This is a genomic window from Streptomyces sp. NBC_01669 (assembly GCF_026339735.1).
GTDB classification, from domain to species: domain Bacteria; phylum Actinomycetota; class Actinomycetes; order Streptomycetales; family Streptomycetaceae; genus Streptomyces; species Streptomyces yanii.
Window position 1 is genome coordinate 1,177,322 of sequence record NZ_JAPEQG010000002.1, and the last position, 15,140, is coordinate 1,192,461.

At 67.4% G+C, this 15,140-nt stretch carries 13 protein-coding genes and 5 pseudogenes; 10 read left to right on the top strand and 8 right to left on the bottom strand.

All coding sequences use genetic code 11. The features are described 5' to 3' along the window. Positions 1 to 50: 50 nt before the first annotated feature. Positions 51 to 842 carry a class I SAM-dependent methyltransferase gene (locus tag OG972_RS46535; RefSeq protein WP_266992854.1) on the bottom strand — a complete coding sequence of 264 codons (792 nt, stop codon included), beginning with the start codon at positions 840 to 842 and terminating at the stop codon, positions 51 to 53. Between the two features lie 221 nt (positions 843 to 1,063). Here OG972_RS46535 and OG972_RS46540 point away from each other — a divergent pair. The 4 genes and pseudogenes from OG972_RS46540 to OG972_RS46555 all read left to right on the top strand — a co-directional run. Next, positions 1,064 to 1,654 (top strand): annotated as a pseudogene (locus tag OG972_RS46540) (transposase family protein); the annotation flags it as partial. A 75-nt stretch (positions 1,655 to 1,729) separates the two neighbouring features. Continuing rightward, entirely contained in the window at positions 1,730 to 2,035 is a 306-nt protein-coding gene (locus OG972_RS46545; protein WP_266992856.1) for a transposase, read from the top strand. 23 nt (positions 2,036 to 2,058) lie between these two features. Next, positions 2,059 to 2,949, top strand: coding sequence for an IS3 family transposase (locus tag OG972_RS46550; protein WP_266993048.1), 891 nt, complete (start codon positions 2,059 to 2,061; stop codon positions 2,947 to 2,949). A 35-nt stretch (positions 2,950 to 2,984) separates the two neighbouring features. Beyond that, positions 2,985 to 3,869, top strand: coding sequence for an integrase core domain-containing protein (locus tag OG972_RS46555; RefSeq protein WP_266993050.1), 885 nt, complete (start codon positions 2,985 to 2,987; stop codon positions 3,867 to 3,869). A gap of 158 nt (positions 3,870 to 4,027) precedes the next feature. Here the strand turns inward: OG972_RS46555 and OG972_RS46560 are convergent. The 3 genes and pseudogenes from OG972_RS46560 to OG972_RS46570 all read right to left on the bottom strand — a co-directional run. Then, positions 4,028 to 4,141: pseudogene (locus OG972_RS46560) on the bottom strand (IS6 family transposase); the annotation flags it as partial. Next, entirely contained in the window at positions 4,107 to 4,583 is a 477-nt protein-coding gene (locus tag OG972_RS46565) for a hypothetical protein (protein WP_266993072.1), read from the bottom strand. The pseudogene OG972_RS46560 and the gene OG972_RS46565, both read right to left, overlap by 35 nt. 183 nt (positions 4,584 to 4,766) lie before the next feature. Further along, positions 4,767 to 4,998 (bottom strand): annotated as a pseudogene (locus OG972_RS46570) (hypothetical protein). 139 nt (positions 4,999 to 5,137) lie between these two features. On the opposite strand from OG972_RS46570, the gene OG972_RS46575 reads away from it, so the two are divergent. Both OG972_RS46575 and OG972_RS46580 read left to right on the top strand, forming a co-directional pair. Further along, positions 5,138 to 5,275 carry a hypothetical protein gene (locus OG972_RS46575; protein WP_266992858.1) on the top strand — a complete coding sequence of 46 codons (138 nt, stop codon included), beginning with the start codon at positions 5,138 to 5,140 and terminating at the stop codon, positions 5,273 to 5,275. A 286-nt stretch (positions 5,276 to 5,561) separates the two neighbouring features. Continuing rightward, positions 5,562 to 6,206 carry an SMI1/KNR4 family protein gene (locus OG972_RS46580; protein ID WP_266992860.1) on the top strand — a complete coding sequence of 215 codons (645 nt, stop codon included), beginning with the start codon at positions 5,562 to 5,564 and terminating at the stop codon, positions 6,204 to 6,206. A 120-nt stretch (positions 6,207 to 6,326) separates the two neighbouring features. Here the strand turns inward: OG972_RS46580 and OG972_RS46585 are convergent, their stop codons facing one another. Further along, complete coding sequence (locus OG972_RS46585) at positions 6,327 to 6,509, bottom strand: hypothetical protein (protein WP_266992862.1); 183 nt, start codon at positions 6,507 to 6,509, stop codon at positions 6,327 to 6,329. A 107-nt stretch (positions 6,510 to 6,616) separates the two neighbouring features. Between OG972_RS46585 and OG972_RS46590 the strand changes: the two genes are divergently transcribed. Next, complete coding sequence (locus OG972_RS46590; protein ID WP_266993052.1) at positions 6,617 to 7,288, top strand: IS6 family transposase; 672 nt, start codon at positions 6,617 to 6,619, stop codon at positions 7,286 to 7,288. A gap of 108 nt (positions 7,289 to 7,396) precedes the next feature. Here the strand turns inward: OG972_RS46590 and OG972_RS46595 are convergent, their stop codons facing one another. Continuing rightward, positions 7,397 to 7,903 (bottom strand): hypothetical protein, encoded by a 507-nt coding sequence (locus OG972_RS46595; protein WP_266992864.1) that lies wholly within the window; start codon positions 7,901 to 7,903, stop codon positions 7,397 to 7,399. A 326-nt stretch (positions 7,904 to 8,229) separates the two neighbouring features. Here OG972_RS46595 and OG972_RS46600 point away from each other — a divergent pair, with 326 nt between their 5' ends. Together OG972_RS46600 and OG972_RS46605 are read left to right on the top strand one after the other, a co-directional pair. Then, positions 8,230 to 11,667 carry a phosphocholine-specific phospholipase C gene (locus OG972_RS46600; protein WP_266992866.1) on the top strand — a complete coding sequence of 1,146 codons (3,438 nt, stop codon included), beginning with the start codon at positions 8,230 to 8,232 and terminating at the stop codon, positions 11,665 to 11,667. Between the two features lie 250 nt (positions 11,668 to 11,917). After that, positions 11,918 to 12,085 carry a hypothetical protein gene (locus OG972_RS46605; protein WP_266992868.1) on the top strand — a complete coding sequence of 56 codons (168 nt, stop codon included), beginning with the start codon at positions 11,918 to 11,920 and terminating at the stop codon, positions 12,083 to 12,085. A 73-nt stretch (positions 12,086 to 12,158) separates the two neighbouring features. Here the strand turns inward: OG972_RS46605 and OG972_RS46610 are convergent, their stop codons facing one another. Then, positions 12,159 to 12,404: a DUF6415 family natural product biosynthesis protein gene (locus OG972_RS46610; RefSeq protein ID WP_266992870.1), complete on the bottom strand. Its 246-nt coding sequence runs from the start codon at positions 12,402 to 12,404 to the stop codon at positions 12,159 to 12,161. 34 nt (positions 12,405 to 12,438) lie between these two features. Here OG972_RS46610 and OG972_RS46615 point away from each other — a divergent pair. Continuing rightward, positions 12,439 to 13,040 (top strand): annotated as a pseudogene (locus OG972_RS46615) (IS6 family transposase); the annotation flags it as partial. Here OG972_RS46615 and OG972_RS46620 read toward each other — a convergent pair. Next, positions 13,032 to 15,139: pseudogene (locus OG972_RS46620) on the bottom strand (ISAzo13 family transposase). The pseudogenes OG972_RS46615 and OG972_RS46620 sit on opposite strands and share 9 nt — an antisense overlap. Position 15,140: the final 1 nt, after the last annotated feature.

The window sequence follows — 15,140 nt, forward strand, 5'->3', positions numbered from 1 at the left end:
CCACTTGGCCATTCGGAGACACGGCCGTCTTGGCCGGCCCCACGGCTGGGTCAGCCCGGCTTGACCGCCAGCGTCGCAAAATAGTGCGACATGTATTGAGCGGATGCGTTGGATTGGTGCGGCGCTTCCGCGAAGCCGGTGACGACGAACCCCGCGGCGAGTTGCCCGCCGATCTGGTCGGTGAGGGTGTGGCTGTATTCAAGAGCGGCATCCGCGCCGAACTTCGTGGCGCGTTCCTCGGCGGAGTACTGCGTGACATCGCTGTAGGGCAGCTTGTGCACGACGATCAGCTCGCCGCGCTCGTCGAGCGCCTCGTGGTCGAACAAGTACACATCAGGGTTGAGGAAGCCCACGAGCAGAGTTCCGCCCGGTCGCAGGATGCGGAAGCACTCACGCCACACCGGTGCCAAGTCTGGTACGAATAGGTTAGAGACCGGATGGAATAGGACGTCGAATGTTGCGTCGCCGAAGGCGCTGAGGTCGCGCATGTCGCCTAGGACGGTGCGCAGCTCGAGTCCGTCGCGCGCCGCCACCATCTGGTCCTGGCCGAGCTGGCGGGGTGAGTTGTCGAATACGGTGACCCGCGCCCCTGCGGCGGCGAGGATCGGACCCTGCTGGCCACCGCCGGAGGCCAGGCACAACACGTCCTTGCCGGTCAGGTCCGTCGGCAGCCAGGAGCGGTCGACTGGCTCACGCCCGATGAGAACAATCGACCAGTCGCCCATGCGGGCGCGCTCGACATCCTCAGCACTCACCGGCCTCGACCACTCGTTGCCCTCTTGGACATACTTGTCCCAGGCTGCCCGATTGTGGGCAACGGGGTCGACAACAATGTCCTGCACGTTTAACTCCCTGCTACAGCCGAGCGGACACCTGCGGTACTGACAGTTCGGTGCCGCTAGCCAACACGATTGCAGGGTGCGGGCTCAACCAAATTAGCGGGCATCGAGGTGTCCACGGGCTCGACGGGTGGTCGCGCAGCGGGTGCGTAAGCGCGGGTCTGTACGGTGAACGGCCCTGTCTCATATTCGGTGGTGACGTAGAGTTGTGAGGGGTCGTTGACATCAGTGTGATGGATGTCAACGAGCTTGTGCAGACGGTGTTTTCGGGACTGTCCCCGCTGGTCATCGAGGATGTGGCCGCCGAGGGTGAGCGGATCGTGGTGCGGGCACGGACTCCGAAGGACACCGCGGTCTGCCCGATATGCGGGGCCTCGTCGGGACGCGTGCATGGCTATTACTGGCGGACCGTGGCCGACATACCGGTCGACGGTCGACGGGTGGTGGTCCGCGTACGGGTGCGGCGCCTTGTGTGCCCCACGCGCGGCTGCCGCCACACCTTCCGCGAGCAGGTGCCCGGAGTCCTGGAGCGATACCAGCGACGCACAGCCCCTCTGACCAGGCAAGTCAAGGCCGTGGTCAAAGAGTTAGCGGGCCGGGCTAGAGCACGCCTGCTGGCGATACTCGCGATGGGTCTCTCGCGTCACACGGCCCTGCGCACCCTGCTGCGCATCCCGTTGCCCACCGGACGGGTGCCCCGCGTGATCGGCGTCGACGACTTCGCTCTGCGCCGGCGGCACCGCTACGCCACCGTGGTGATCGACGCCGAGACCCATGAGCGGATCGACGTGCTGCCCGACCGCACGGCCGAGACTGCGGGTGAAGCTCCCCCTTTGACCTGGACAGCCTGATACTGGGACGGAAGGTCCCGGAGGAAGCAGTTACAGGCAGTGAGCAAGAAGAGCAATATGAGCAAGCGGTATACGGCGGAGTTCAAGCGGGATGCCGTTGCGCTGGCGTTGTCGTCGGACAAGACGGTCACCGAGGTCGCCCGGGACCTGGGGGTGAGCCCGGAGGGTCTGCGAGGCTGGGTGAAGCAGGCCAAGGTCGACCGGGGCGAGGGGTCTGCCGGGGCTCTGACCAGCGCCGAGCGCGAAGAACTCGCCCAGTTGCGGCGCAAGGTCCGCGAGCTCGAGAAGACGGTCGACATCCTGGGAAAAGCGACCGCCTTCTTCGCGCAGGACAAGATGAGGTAGACACCGCCACGCGGTGCCGCTTCATCGACGCGGAGAAGGCATCGGGCGGCAATCCCGCCGGTCACAGCGTTGCGCTGCTGTGCCGTGCGCTGGGAGTGCCGCGCTCGACTTACTACGCGCACCGGGCGACGGCGTCGGCGCGTCGAGCCGCGTGGCGCGAGGAGGAGCGCCTCGTGAACGAGATCCGAGTACTCCATGCCGGGTCACGCGGCGCCTACGGGGTCCCGCGGATCCACGCCGCCCTGCGGCGGGCCGGGCGGATCATGAACCTGAAGAAGGTCGAGCGGCTGATGCGCAAGCACCGGATCGTCGGGATCACCCGCCGCCGGCGTCGGGGGCTGACCCGGCAGGCGAAGCGGGCGGTGTTCGCCGCCGATCTGATCGTTCGGGACTTCACCGCAACCCGCCCCGGGATGCGGCTGGTCGGTGACATGACCGAACTCGTCACGCTGGAAGGGAAGTTGTATCTGGCGACCTGCATCGATCTCGCGACGCGGGAGGTGATCGGCTGGGCGATGGCCGACCACCACCGCGCCGAGCTGCCGGTCGCAGCCCTGCGGATGGCGGCCGGACGCGGCACTCTGGAGGACGGCTGCATCATGCATACCGACCGCGGCAGCGAATACACGAGTGACGAATTCCGCACGGAGATACGGAAGTTGCGCATGAGGCAGTCGATGGGGCGTGTCGGTTCTTGTTACGATAACGCTGCCGCGGAAAGCTGGTTCGCCGTTCTCAAAGCGGAGATCGGAACCACCGTCTGGGAGACCCGCGAGGCCGCTCGGGCCGATGTCTTCCGTTACATCGAGATCGAGTACAACCGCAGCCGACTCCGCAGGCACCCCGAGTACGGGTACGTCACCCCGCTCGAAACGAGGATCTTGCTCAGGCAGGACCTCACCCCCGCAGCCTAAAAACCCGCTGTCCAGGCCCCAGGGGGAACTTCAGGCTGCGCCGGCTCCTGCTGCTGGTGCGTCCCGACACGATCTTGCGATGGCACCGCGACCTGCTCAAACAGCGCCATGCCGTCACGTGCGCACCGAGGCGGCGGGGGCGCCCACCCACAGTCCGCTCGATCCGCAGCCTGGTCTTGCGCCTGGCACGCGAGAACAGCTCCTGGGGGTACCGCCGCATCCACGGTGAGCTCGCGGCGCTCGGCATCAAGGTCGCCGCCTCCACCGTCTGGGAGATCCTCAAGGAGCACGGCATCCCGCCCGCCCCCGAACGCGAAGGCACGACCTGGGCCGACTTCCTGCGCAGCCAGGCCGACGCGCTCCTCGCCTGCGACTTCTTCGAGACCCGCACCCTGGCCGGGGCACGCCTGTACGTTTTCGCCGTCATCGAGCACACCACCCGCAGGATCCGGATCCTGGGCGCCACCGCACACCCCACCGCGGACTGGGTGGTACAGCTCGGACGCAATCTCGCCATGGATCTCCAGGACGCGGGCAGCCAGGCCAGGTTTTTGATCCGCGACCGGGACCGGAAGTTCACACAGGCCTTCGACGCCGTGCTCGCCGACGCCGGGCCGGAGGTCGTCGCCAGCGGTGTCCGGATGCCCCGAATGAACTCCATCATGGAGCGCTGGATACAGACCTGCCGCAGGGAGCTGCTGGACCGCACCTTGATCTGGAACCAAAGCCACCTCCTGCACGTGCTCCAAGAGTTCGAATCGTTCTACAACGGGCATCGGCCGCACCGGCCCCTCGGCCAAGCCGCCCCGCTCCGCCCGCTACCTGAACCGATCACCGAACCAGGACAGATCGCACATCTGGAGGTCCACCGACGAGACCGGCTCGGCGGAACCCTGCATGAGTACCAACATGCCGCCTGAGCAGGTCGGATGATTAATCGGCACCCGCACGGCCGCTGCGCCTGGTGCTCGCGTGCCTGCGCCACCTGCAGTGCACCCCGAGGCGTTGTCAACTTGACCAGTCGGTGTCTGGCTGAGGGTGTGTGTGGCCGTGGAGGGGCCGGGCGGCGGTCCTTGTGTCAGGCCGCGGTAGGCAGGGCGGTCGCATCTGTGATCCGGTTCCAGATGGTGAAGCGGACGGTCATCTCGGCGCGGTACTCAGCTGCGGTCATGAGGTGGCGTCGGGGCCGGAAAAACGCTGCTCCGCGCAGCTCCGGCACGTTCCTGGAACAGCTCAGATGCTGAGGCGAACGCAGCCACGCCGGAGAGTGCGACCATGCCGATGTTCAGGACTACGTCGGGCCCGAAACTCTGGGTGGACATGTTCAGCAGAGCTCCAACAATGACTGAACATTCGATGAGGGCGACAGTTCCTAGAAGTGAGAATTTGCCCCATCGAGGGGCTCGCTCCCATTTCCTTGGAAGCGCGAGCAGCAGTGCGCCTGCAAGAAGCACGATCAGGACTGCCCACGCCACCAGTCGATAGAATTCTGATTCGCCTGTCGGGGGTTCCGTATGGTCGATGACAGAAGTGTCTTCGAGCATGATGGCAATCACGATTTTCGCGAGCACCACATATGCTATCTGGAGGAAGATCACTCCTGCAGCGATCCGTCGGATAATTTTAGATTTCACCTGTTGCTCCTGACGAGGTTGCCGCCCTTGAAGATCCACAGCTTTCCGTGCCTCTGGGCGGCCTGGCAAGCGTCACGAACCTTCGTGCCAGCCATCCGGCAGGGGGAAATCTCCGTCCCGGCACGGTGCGCGACGGCTGGCGGAAAGCCCCTGCCGTCCGGGGCGCGCCGCTGCGACCGGTCGTCAGCCGACCCAGCCGATCTCGCCGACCTCGATCGCCCCGGCAGGGTGGGGCATGTATTGGATCCAGCAGCGCCTCCCGAACGCCTCACGGATCTCCTCCACGGATCCGGGATCTCGGACGTCGGGGCCATGCCTGCGGTTCCATCCGCGCGACCTCCACGAGCGCCATCACCTCCCGGCGTGCCCGGTCGTCCGGCAGCTGCGCCAGCACTTCGACCGCCAACTCCTCCATCTGCGATAGTCCGTCAGCGTGCGCGGTTGTCCGCTGCTATGCGTCGGCATTGTCACGCAGTTACTGACTTCGGCGTCTTGGGGTCTGGGTCTGAGTCGGGACTGGTGACGCGGTCCGTCCGGGCTGGTACGTCGAAGGCATGCGGTATCCGGATGGGGGCGGGCTGACCGCCGAGCAGCGCAAGCGCCGGGAAGAGGTGCGGATGCGGGCCGTTGACCTCTTCGAGGAGGACGGGGAAGTCCCGTGCACCGCACGGGAGTTACTGGTGGGTGAGTAGTCGGTCTACCAGTGGCGCCGTAGCTGGAGGACGGGCGGACCTGAGGTGCTGTGCTCAATCGAGCGCGATCAGTAGCCGAAGAAGTGACGCGACACCTTCCTGACCTGCACGCACTCCAGCCACCGCCCTTCTGGCCTGCGGGTCAGCGGTCGGCGGCTGTCGTCGCCTGTCATTGTTGAGCCCCCTCGCACGGCCCAGAGACGGCCCCAGCCGGAGGTATCGGGGTCACGGCCACTCTCGGCTGTTCCCCGGGGGTTGTCGGTACCAGGTGGCAGGATGCCGTGCCATGACCGCACCGATCAGTGAGTCGTGGACGCGCATCGAGAACTGGCTGGCCGAGCACGCCCCGGCGACCTACGCCGCGCTGGCGCCGCCCGCGGATCCGGCGGACATCGCCGCGACCGAACGCACCATCGGCCGGCCGCTGCTGAAGCCCTTGGTGATGTCGCTGCTGCGGCACGACGGTCTCCTCGACCAGCGGGGCTCGCTGCTGCCGGCGTTCTACCGACCGATGAGCGCACGCGAGATCACGGCTGCGTGGCACCTTCTCACCGGCTTCTACGACCAGTGCATGGCGGATGAGAAGGGAGACGAGGCGGACTACGACTTCATGAAGATCGGGTCCAGCAGCGTCCTCTACGGACACCCGCAGTTGATCCCCATCGCGCGGGACCTCGGCGGGGGTCACCTCGTACTGGACCACCGTCCCGAGATCGACCGGGGGCGTGTCCACGAAGCCGAGGCCGTGGAAGGCATCATGCGCGTATCACACGAAATGTGGACGTCCCTGCCGATGCTCATGGAGGCGATCGCCACGTCTCTCGAGACCAACCAGCCCCTCAACGACTACACGCCCGTAGTGGACGAGGAGCAGAGGCTGGACTGGAACTTCATACCGCTGCGCAGTGACCGGACCTTGCATCGGTCATGACACAGCAGCGGATAGTGAGGTCGGTGGAGCTGCTTCGGGGCGAGTGATCACGGCTCCGTAACCTTCCGGAGAGTCGGGCAGTCCGTGGACTGCCCGTTACCTGACTTCGGCATATCTGGGTCAGTTCGGTCTGTCGAGAGCGAGGCCGGTCCCGGCGAGGAATCCGCCGAGGATGGTGTGCCGGTACTGCAGTGCTTTGAGTCGCCTGCGGAGCAGGGTCTCCAGCTCGCTGAGGGTGCGGGCGGCCAGGTTGGCCAGGCTCCGCTTGATATGCGCCCACAGGCCCTCGACCGGCGTTGTCACGTTGACTGACCGGCGTGGGATGATCTTCGTGGAGGTCGTATCGGGGAGGGGACTGCTCGTGTCGTCCGTGTCGCCGTCGTACCCGGGGGCACCGGTACGACGTCGAGATCATCTCCCACTGCGTGTGGCTGTACCACCGGTTCCCGCTGTCGTTCCGGGAGGTCGAGGAACTGATGCTCGAGCGCGGCGTGGTCGTCTCCTACGAAACCGTCCGGCGGTGGTGCCTGAAGTTCGGTCAGGCCTACGCCAACGCGCTGCGTCGCCGGCGTCCCTGTCCCGGCGACAAATGGCACCTGGACGAGGTCTTCATTAAGATCAACGGTGAGCTGAAGTACCTGTGGCGCGCGGTGGACCAGGACGGCAACGTGCTGGACATCCTCGTGCAGAACAGACGCGACAAGGCCGCGGCCAGGCGTTTCTTCCGCAAGCTCCTCAAGAAGACCCGCTCGGTGCCGCGGGTGGTGGTCACGGACAAGCTCCGCAGTTACGGGGCCGCCCACCGCGAGGTGATGCCTTCCGTCGAGCACCGCTCCCACAAGGGCCTCAACAACCGGGCCGAGAACTCCCACCAGCCGACCCGGCAACGAGAACGCGCCATGAAGGGCTTCCGCAGCGTCGGCGGAGCCCAACGGTTCCTGTCCGCGTTCAGCGACATCTCACCCCACTTCCGACCCCGACGCCACCTGATGACCGCCACCGACCACCGCGCCGAAATGACCGTCCGCTTCGCGATCTGGGAACAGATCACCGGCACCGCCGGCCAGCCCGCCACGGCCTGAGCGCGGAGCCGGAACCCGACCCCAGCACGCCCCGACGCCCCGCCAAGCGCCAACACCCTCGACAACGTGACAACGCCTGCGCAGGCTCACCGCGACCTGCTGGCGCTCTCATCCCGACAGGCCGGATACCACCGCCTCAATGTGGTCAGTCGTGATCTTTCGCAGAGTGGTCACGCCGGCGGCTGTCCACGTGGTGAGGACGGGTTCAATGTGGGCGAGGTAGCGGCGAATGCTGCGGTAATCGCGGACCTCGCCCTCGCGGCGCCCCTGGCTGCGCAGAAGGGTCACCCATGCGTGGATCTCGCTGGCGAGCGGGTCCGGGAGGACACTGATCGCGACCTGGATCCATGCGAGATTCACGTCCTGGCGGCGGTCCGGATCATCAATGAGCAGACCATGAGAACGGAGGAACTGACAGACCGGCTTCGCCGTGAGAGTCGCAGAACAACTGACCAAATCGTGGACATCGCGCTCCAGGATGGCGTTCTCAGCGCCGAGCCAGTGCACCAGGATGGTCAGCGTGCGGATGTTCTTGCGGTAGTCAGGCGTCCGGCGATCGAGGATGAGCTGGTCGAACTCCTCGACGAGCCGCCGAGCTTCCTCCGACAGCGGCAACTCGCCAGGACCTCGGCGCCCCAGGCGGGCCAGCACAGGCGACCAGTCGCGCCGGGGATTGAAGAGCTTTTCCTGCCCGCGGGCGGCGTGAGGCGCCGCTGTCCCGTCGGCTCCACGGAGCGATTGGTCTCCGATCAATGGCTGAACCCCTGCTGTAGTACTAGAGGGTGCCGACAGCAACTCTCCGTTGCTACGAACGTTCGACGGGGTCGATGGGAATTTGGCTATACAACTGATGGAACGGTCGATGTTGATGATCGAACAGTCAACGAAGACTCGTCACTCAAGGTTTCGTCGTAGTACCGGAGCGACCTAGCCTCAGCTCCATGTCTAGTCTCTCCCGCCGCAGACTTCTCGGTGCCCTCGCCGGTGGCACTGCGCTCTCTTTCCTGCCCCCGTCGCTGCTGAAGGCGATGGCCGCGCCGCTGCCTCCCGGTGGTATGGATGCGATAGAACACGTCATCATCCTGATGCAGGAGAACCGTTCCTTCGACAACTACTTCGGCACCCTCAAGGGCGTGCGCGGCTTCGGCGACCGTACGCCGCTCCGTCTGCCCACCGGAGCCACCGCCTTTGAGCAGCCGCGGTCCGGCGGTGGCAAGGTCCTGCCATTCTCGGCCCGGCAGGCGGCGATCGACGTCGGCCGCCCTGAGAACGACATCCAATACCTCGGCTCGCTCCCGCACGGCTTCTCCGACGCCAACCAGGCCCGGGCGAACGGCTGGTGGAACGACTGGGTCGCGGCCAAGGGCCAGAGCACCATGGCCTTCTACGACCGGCGCGACATCCCCCTCCAGTACGAACTGGCCGACCGTTTCACTATCTGCGACGCCTGCTTCTGCTCGGTCTACGGCTCGACCAACCCCAACCGCAACTACCTGTGGACCGGCACGACCGGTTACGAGCCGGACAGCGCCAACCGGGCCGTCACCAACGCTGCGTACTCCTACACCCACCCGGGTTACGACTGGACGACGTACCCCGAGCGCCTGGAGGCCGCCAGCGTCTCCTGGCAGATCTACCAGGAATGGGACAACTTCACCGACAACGCGGTGGAGTACTTCCGGCCCTGGAAGCAGATCGGCCGGAAGATCTTGTCCAAGGTCAGCGGCCAGTACTCCACCACAGAGCAGTTCTACGACGGCCTGTGGAGCAAGACGGCGGACCAGCGGAAGGCCGCGCTTGCCCAGTTCCAGCAGGGCATCGACTCGCTGACCGAGGCGGAACGCCAGCTTTTCATGCGAGGCGCCTACCGCTCCGAGCCGGACACCCTCGTCCAGCGGATCAGGTCCGACATCAAGAACGGCACGCTGCCGAAGGTCAGTTGGCTGGTTCCGACGGCGGCGCTCTCCGAGCACCCCAGCTCCTCCACCCCGGTTGGCAGCGCCAACCTCATCTACGACCTCCTCGACGCCATCGCGAGCGACCCGAAGACCTGGTCGAAGACGGCTCTGTTCATCAACTTCGACGAGAACGACGGCTACTTCGACCACGTGCCCGCCCCGGTCGCGCCCCGGCCCGACTCCGGCAACAGCGACGACTGGTTCAACGGCAAGCCGGTCGGCCCCGGTCCGCGCGTGCCGATGACGATCGTGTCGCCGTGGACGGTGGGCGGTTTCGTCTGCTCGGAGGCGTTCGACCACACCTCGGCCATCCGGTTCCTGGAGAAGTGGACCGGTGTCCAGGAGCCCAACATCAGCGCCTGGCGCCGCAGCGTGTTCGGCGACCTGACCTCCGCCTTCGACTTCAACCGCGGATACGCGCAGCCCAAGGTGGAGCAGCCCGGCCCGGTGCCGGCGCGGGTCGGCCGCTGGAACCCCGTACCGCCGAAGAACCAGTCACTCCCGGAGCAGGAGGCCGGCACCCGCCCGACGCGCCCCTCCCCGTACCGGCTGTCCCTGCGGGCCGACGTCACCGGCTCCGACGTACGCCTCCAGCTCGGCAACGCAGGCACCACCGCCGCCACGTTCACCGCCTACCCCGGCGACGGCACCGCCCCGCGCGCCTGGACCGTCTCAGCGGGCGGGATCGCCGACAACACGGTCGATTACGGCGCCGACGGCTACGACCTGCAGGTCCACGGCACCGGCTGGTCCGTCTGGGAACTGCGCGGCACCGGCGTGGGCGCCGAGGCGTACCTCGTCGAGCAGGCCATCCCCGGCCAGGTGAAGGTCCGGTGCGCCAACCCCTCAACCGCCACCCGCACGCTCCTCGTCGGCGAGTCGGTCTACCCGCGCAAACCCGGTGCCCATGTCCAGACCGTCACCCTCGCGCCCGGCGAGACCCAGACCGTGCCGATCCACCTCCCGGACCACGGCTGGTACGACGTCGTGGTCGTCGACCAGGGAGACCCGGCGTTCCTGCGCCGGATGACCGGCCACCTGGCCGACGGCAGGCCCGGCGTCACCGACCCGGCGACCGGTGCTGCCCTGGCGCTTGCCGCGACGATCACCCTGCCGGAGCCGCTGCCCTCCCAGGACACGCCGTTCGTGCAGGGCAACCCGGCCGATGTCGTCGTCACCGTGCGAAACCAAGCTGACGCCAAGCTCGACCGGCTCTCGGTCGCCCTACTCGCCCCCTCCGGCTGGACGGTCGAGCAGGCCGCTGCGGCGCCGACGTTGGTCGCCTCCGGGGATTCGGCCGATGTGCGCTTCACCGTTACGCCCGCTCCGAACGCCACCGCAGGCAGCCTGGTGGTCGCCGCCCACGGCGACGGCAACGGCCTGCTCAGGCTCGCCGACGCACGCGTCCGCTCCCAGGTCGCCCCTGCGATGAGCGTCTCGCTGAGCGGTCCGGCGAGTTCGCCCGGCACCGACGGCACCGTGCTCTCGCCGGGCAGGCCGGTCATCGTGACCGCCACCGTCACCAATTCCGGCGGCACCCCGCTCACCGGCCTGGCCGCCACGCTGGCCCTCCCGACGGGCTGGACCGCCACCCCCAGGGGCGACGCGCCGGCGGCCGTTCCAGTCTGCTCCTCCGCCCGCCTGGAGTGGGACGTCGTGGCGCCCGCCTCGGCGGCGCGCGCCTCTGGCAGCCTCAAGGCGACCGTCACGGCGAATCTGAGTGGCAGCGTCCAGCAGGCGACCGCGTCCCTGTCCGCCAAGACCGGGCCCGTCATGACCGGCTACCTGCTTGCGGAGGACTTCGAGTCCGTCGCCCCCGTGCTCGCCCCGGCGGCCGACCTCAGCCGGCCCGGCCTGCTCGGCTGGACCCGGACCGCCCCCGAGGGCTGGACGGTCACCAACGCGCCGGCCATGCCGCAGGGCACCCGGGAGCTGCAGGGCTGGACCTTCTTGTCCAAGCAGTTCTGGTTCCCCGGCGGGCAGGACCGCCCCAACTTCAGCCGCGCCCTCGGCATCGTCGCGGTCGCCGACCCTGACGACTGGGACGACACCGGCAGCCCGTCCGGCCGAGGCCGGTTCGACTCGACCCTGACCACCCCAGCGGTGGCCATCCCGTCGGGCACCTCCACCCTCCACCTGGGCTTCGACTCCCACTACCGGCAGGAGAGCCCGCAGGAGGCCGAGGTCACCGTCCAGTTTGACACGGGCGACAAGGTCCAGTTGCTGCACTACAGCAGCGCCACCTCCGGGAACACCAACAAGGGCCAGGACCAGGAGAACCGCCTCGTCCAGCTCTCCTGCCCCGTCCCGGCCGAGGCCGCGTCGGCGAAGGTCAGCTTCCGGATCTTCAACGCGGGCAACAACTGGTACTGGGCGATCGACAACGTCCGCCTGGGCACCAGCCCGATCGCCGACGCCTGACCGGCTGGTGGTCTGACGGCTCCGCGCGGGGACGCATAGTCCCCCGCGCGGAGCCGCGGCGATGCGCCAGGAGGCCCGCCGTACCGGCTGGCCCTGCGGGTGCCGATTCATCATTCGGCCTGGTCAGACACTGCGGGTGCCGATAAATCATCCACCCAGGTGGAGGCCTTGATCGACTGACCCCTCAGGTCTCGCTCGCGGACCGCTCCGATGTCTTCACGTGCACAGACGCGGACGACATCATGATCTCGTGCTGCTGCGCCTGGCCTACCTCGCCGCGACCAAAACCTTCTCGCTTCTGCGCCTGCTGCCGATGAGCGACCGGGACAAAGACATCGAGATCCTTACACCTAGGCACCAACTGCTCGTCCTGCAACGCCAGGTCGGCAAGCCCACGTTCACGGACACCGACTCGTAGTCGTAGGCGTCCGTCGGGTCGGGCATCACCGTGACGTTCACCGGCGGGTGTCTACGGTCGTTGGGGTCGTGCATCATTCGTCGCCCCTGATGTACCGAGCCTCGATCAGCTCCTCGACCAGGTCGGACAGCGTGAAGGCCAGGCGCCGAGCCAGACCGATGGTTTGCTGTTGGTCGGCCGGCATGCGCTCCCTTCGCATGGGACGCCCCCGCTCGATGAGCTGCACCATCCCATCCGTGGGCGGGAACTTCGGGTCGGCTACGGCGATGTCGCTGAGCCTTGCCAGGTGGCCGCGAAGGCGTTCAACGGGCGCTGTCATGTTGGCTGGCAGGGTGAGATGATCTTCGGGTTGATTGCTGGTGGAGGGGATCGTCCGTGGAGGGCATGTCGCCGTCGGACAAGGGTCACCGGTACCCGGTCGAGTGATCTCGTACTGCGTGTGGCTGTACTTCCGGTTCCCGCTGTCCTTCCGTGAGGTCGAGGAGCTGATGCTCCAGCGCGGCGTGATCGTCTCCCACGAGACCGTCCGGCGATGGTGCCGGAAGTTCGGGCAGGCCTACGCCAACGCGCTGCGCCGCAGGCGCCCCGGCCCGGCGACAAGTGGCACCTGGACGAGGTCTTCATCAAGATCAACGGCGAGCTGAAGTACCTGTGGCGGGCTGTGGACCAGGACGGCAACGTCCTGGACATTCTCGTCCAGAGCCGGCGGGACAAGGCCGCGGCCAGGCGCTTCTTCCGCCGTCTGATGACGAAGACCCGGGCGGTGCCGCGGGTGATCGTCACCGACAAGCTCCGCTCCTACGGCGCTGCCCACCGCGAGGCGATGCCGTCGGCCGAGCACCGTTCGCACAAGGGCCTGAACAACCGGGCCGAGAACAGCCACCAGCCCACCAGGCAACGCGAACGGGCGATGAAAGGCTTTCGTTCCGTCGGGGGCTGTAAAAAATCAACGTGGTGATTCGGCCTTCTGCGGAGCGTTTTCGGGTGGTGCCACGGAGGCGAGGAGGTCCGCTGCGGTGCGGAAGGGCGTGGCCGGTGTCGGGAGGTGGCCGTCTTCCTCCAGGAGGGGGCGGAGGTCACGGAAGATGGTGCCGATGGTCTGCGGGGTGACGTCGAACAGGTCAGCGAGTACCTGTCGGGTGCATACGGTGCGCTGGTGGAGGACTGCGATCAGGATGCGTTCCGCGTGGAGGATCTTCTGGTGGAAGGCGCCTCCGTTCGTCCCGGGCTGACGCGGCCCGCCGCGCCGCTGGTAGCGGCGCCGTTCCCGCAGGGCCGTATACCTCACCAGCAGCCGATCGGTCAGTTTCTGCAGGTCCTCGCGGCTCATGCCGGTCAGTGACGGGTCGGTCAGCACCGTGGAGATGTCCGACCGCCGGGGCGGGGTGGCGGAGCCAGTCCGTACGAAGGCGAGGACCTCCTGCGCCTGGGTGAAGTGCAAGGCGGTGGGGGTGATGGCGTAGTGGTGCTCGTCCAGCACAGGCCGGGTCTCCCTGATTGCCTGGCCGATCGCCGGCGGGGTGACCTGGAGGATCTCGGCCAGGACTTTCTGGGCGCACACCTGCCGCAGATGCAGGACGGTGATCAGGAGGCGGTCCCTGGCCGAGAGCAGGGACCGGCCGTGGGCTCCCGGTACCTGGCGGCGTTTCCCGCCGCGCTGCTGGTGGCGGAGTTCTTCGCGCCGTGCGGCCTGGGCGGGGGCCAGGCGCCGGGCCATCGCGTCCAGTTCTTCGTGGTTCATCCCGGTCAGGCGCGGGTCGGACAGCAGCTCAAGGTCCGCTGCCCGCTCCAGCAGCGGGGCCTTCCCGGGGGCCGCCGGGACGGTGGGCTTGTCCGCGGGGCGGATGGTGTAGTTCCAGGTGCCGCGCTCGGTGTGCGGCTCGAGGGGAAGTGCCTTCATGCGGTCGGTGCCGACCGTGACGCCGGTGGGATAGGCGCCGGTGTCCAGGGCGGCCTCGACCCGTAGCCCGGTGCGGGTCCGGGTTGAGGCGATGGTCTGGACGACGACTTCGTGGCTGGTCAGCGGCCGGCCGCGCCAGTTCATCGTGATGTGGGAGAACAGCCGATGCTCAATTTTATTCCATTTTGAAGCACCCGGCGGAAAGTGACACACCGTAATCTTCAGGCCCGTCTCGGCGGCCAGCGCGGCCAGTTCGGCCTTTAGACCCGGCTGCGATAACCGTTGGAGCCACCCGCGTCCGCGGTGATCAGCAACCGGGTGGCCTGCGGGTAGTCGTCTCGTCCGCGAGCCTGCCACCAACGGCGGATGGACGCGACCGCGAAGGCGGCCGTGTCGTGGTCGCACCCGACGTTGACCCAGCCGGTATCGGCGGTGAGGTCGTAGACACCGTAGGGAATGGCCTGCTCGGCGTCGGGCCGGGCACAGAAGAAGAAGCTGTGGTCCTCCACCTTGACCGGCTCGCCCTTCGGGCGCCACTCACGGCCGGCGTTGGGCAGCTGGCCGAGCTTCTCCTTCTTCTTGGCATCCACGCTGATGACCGGCTCCCCGGCACCCTGGTGCTGCTTGACCTGCTCGTTGATGTAGCGGAACTGGGCGTCCCGGTCAGGGTGCTGCCTGCCCTCCAGAGTCTTGGCGTTGACCTGGAGACTGAAGCCGTTCTCCCGCAGCAGCCGGCCCACCGTGGGCGCCGAGACGGGATGCCCCTGCCCGGCGAGCTCCTCGGCCAGGTGCCGCAGCGACTTGGTCGTCCAGCGCAACGGCGATATGGGATCACCCCGCTCGTCCGGCTCGACCAGCGCCAGCAGAGCCGGAACGAGCCGCGGGTCCAGCTCCTCGGCACTCTTGCGCCCGCCACCACAGCGGCGAACCCTCCACCCGGGCAGCGGATCCTCGCCGCCCTCCAGCTCGAAGACCCCCTTCCGCACCGTCGTTTCGCTCACGCCCGCAGTGCGCGCGACGGCCCGGACCCCGCCATGGCCCAGCAGCCGGGCCTCGGTGGCCAGCGCCAGCCGCTGCTGCCGCTCATCCAGATGCGGAAACAACACCCCGAACCTCAGGGCGAGTTGATCACGAACCTCACTCGGTATGCGCATA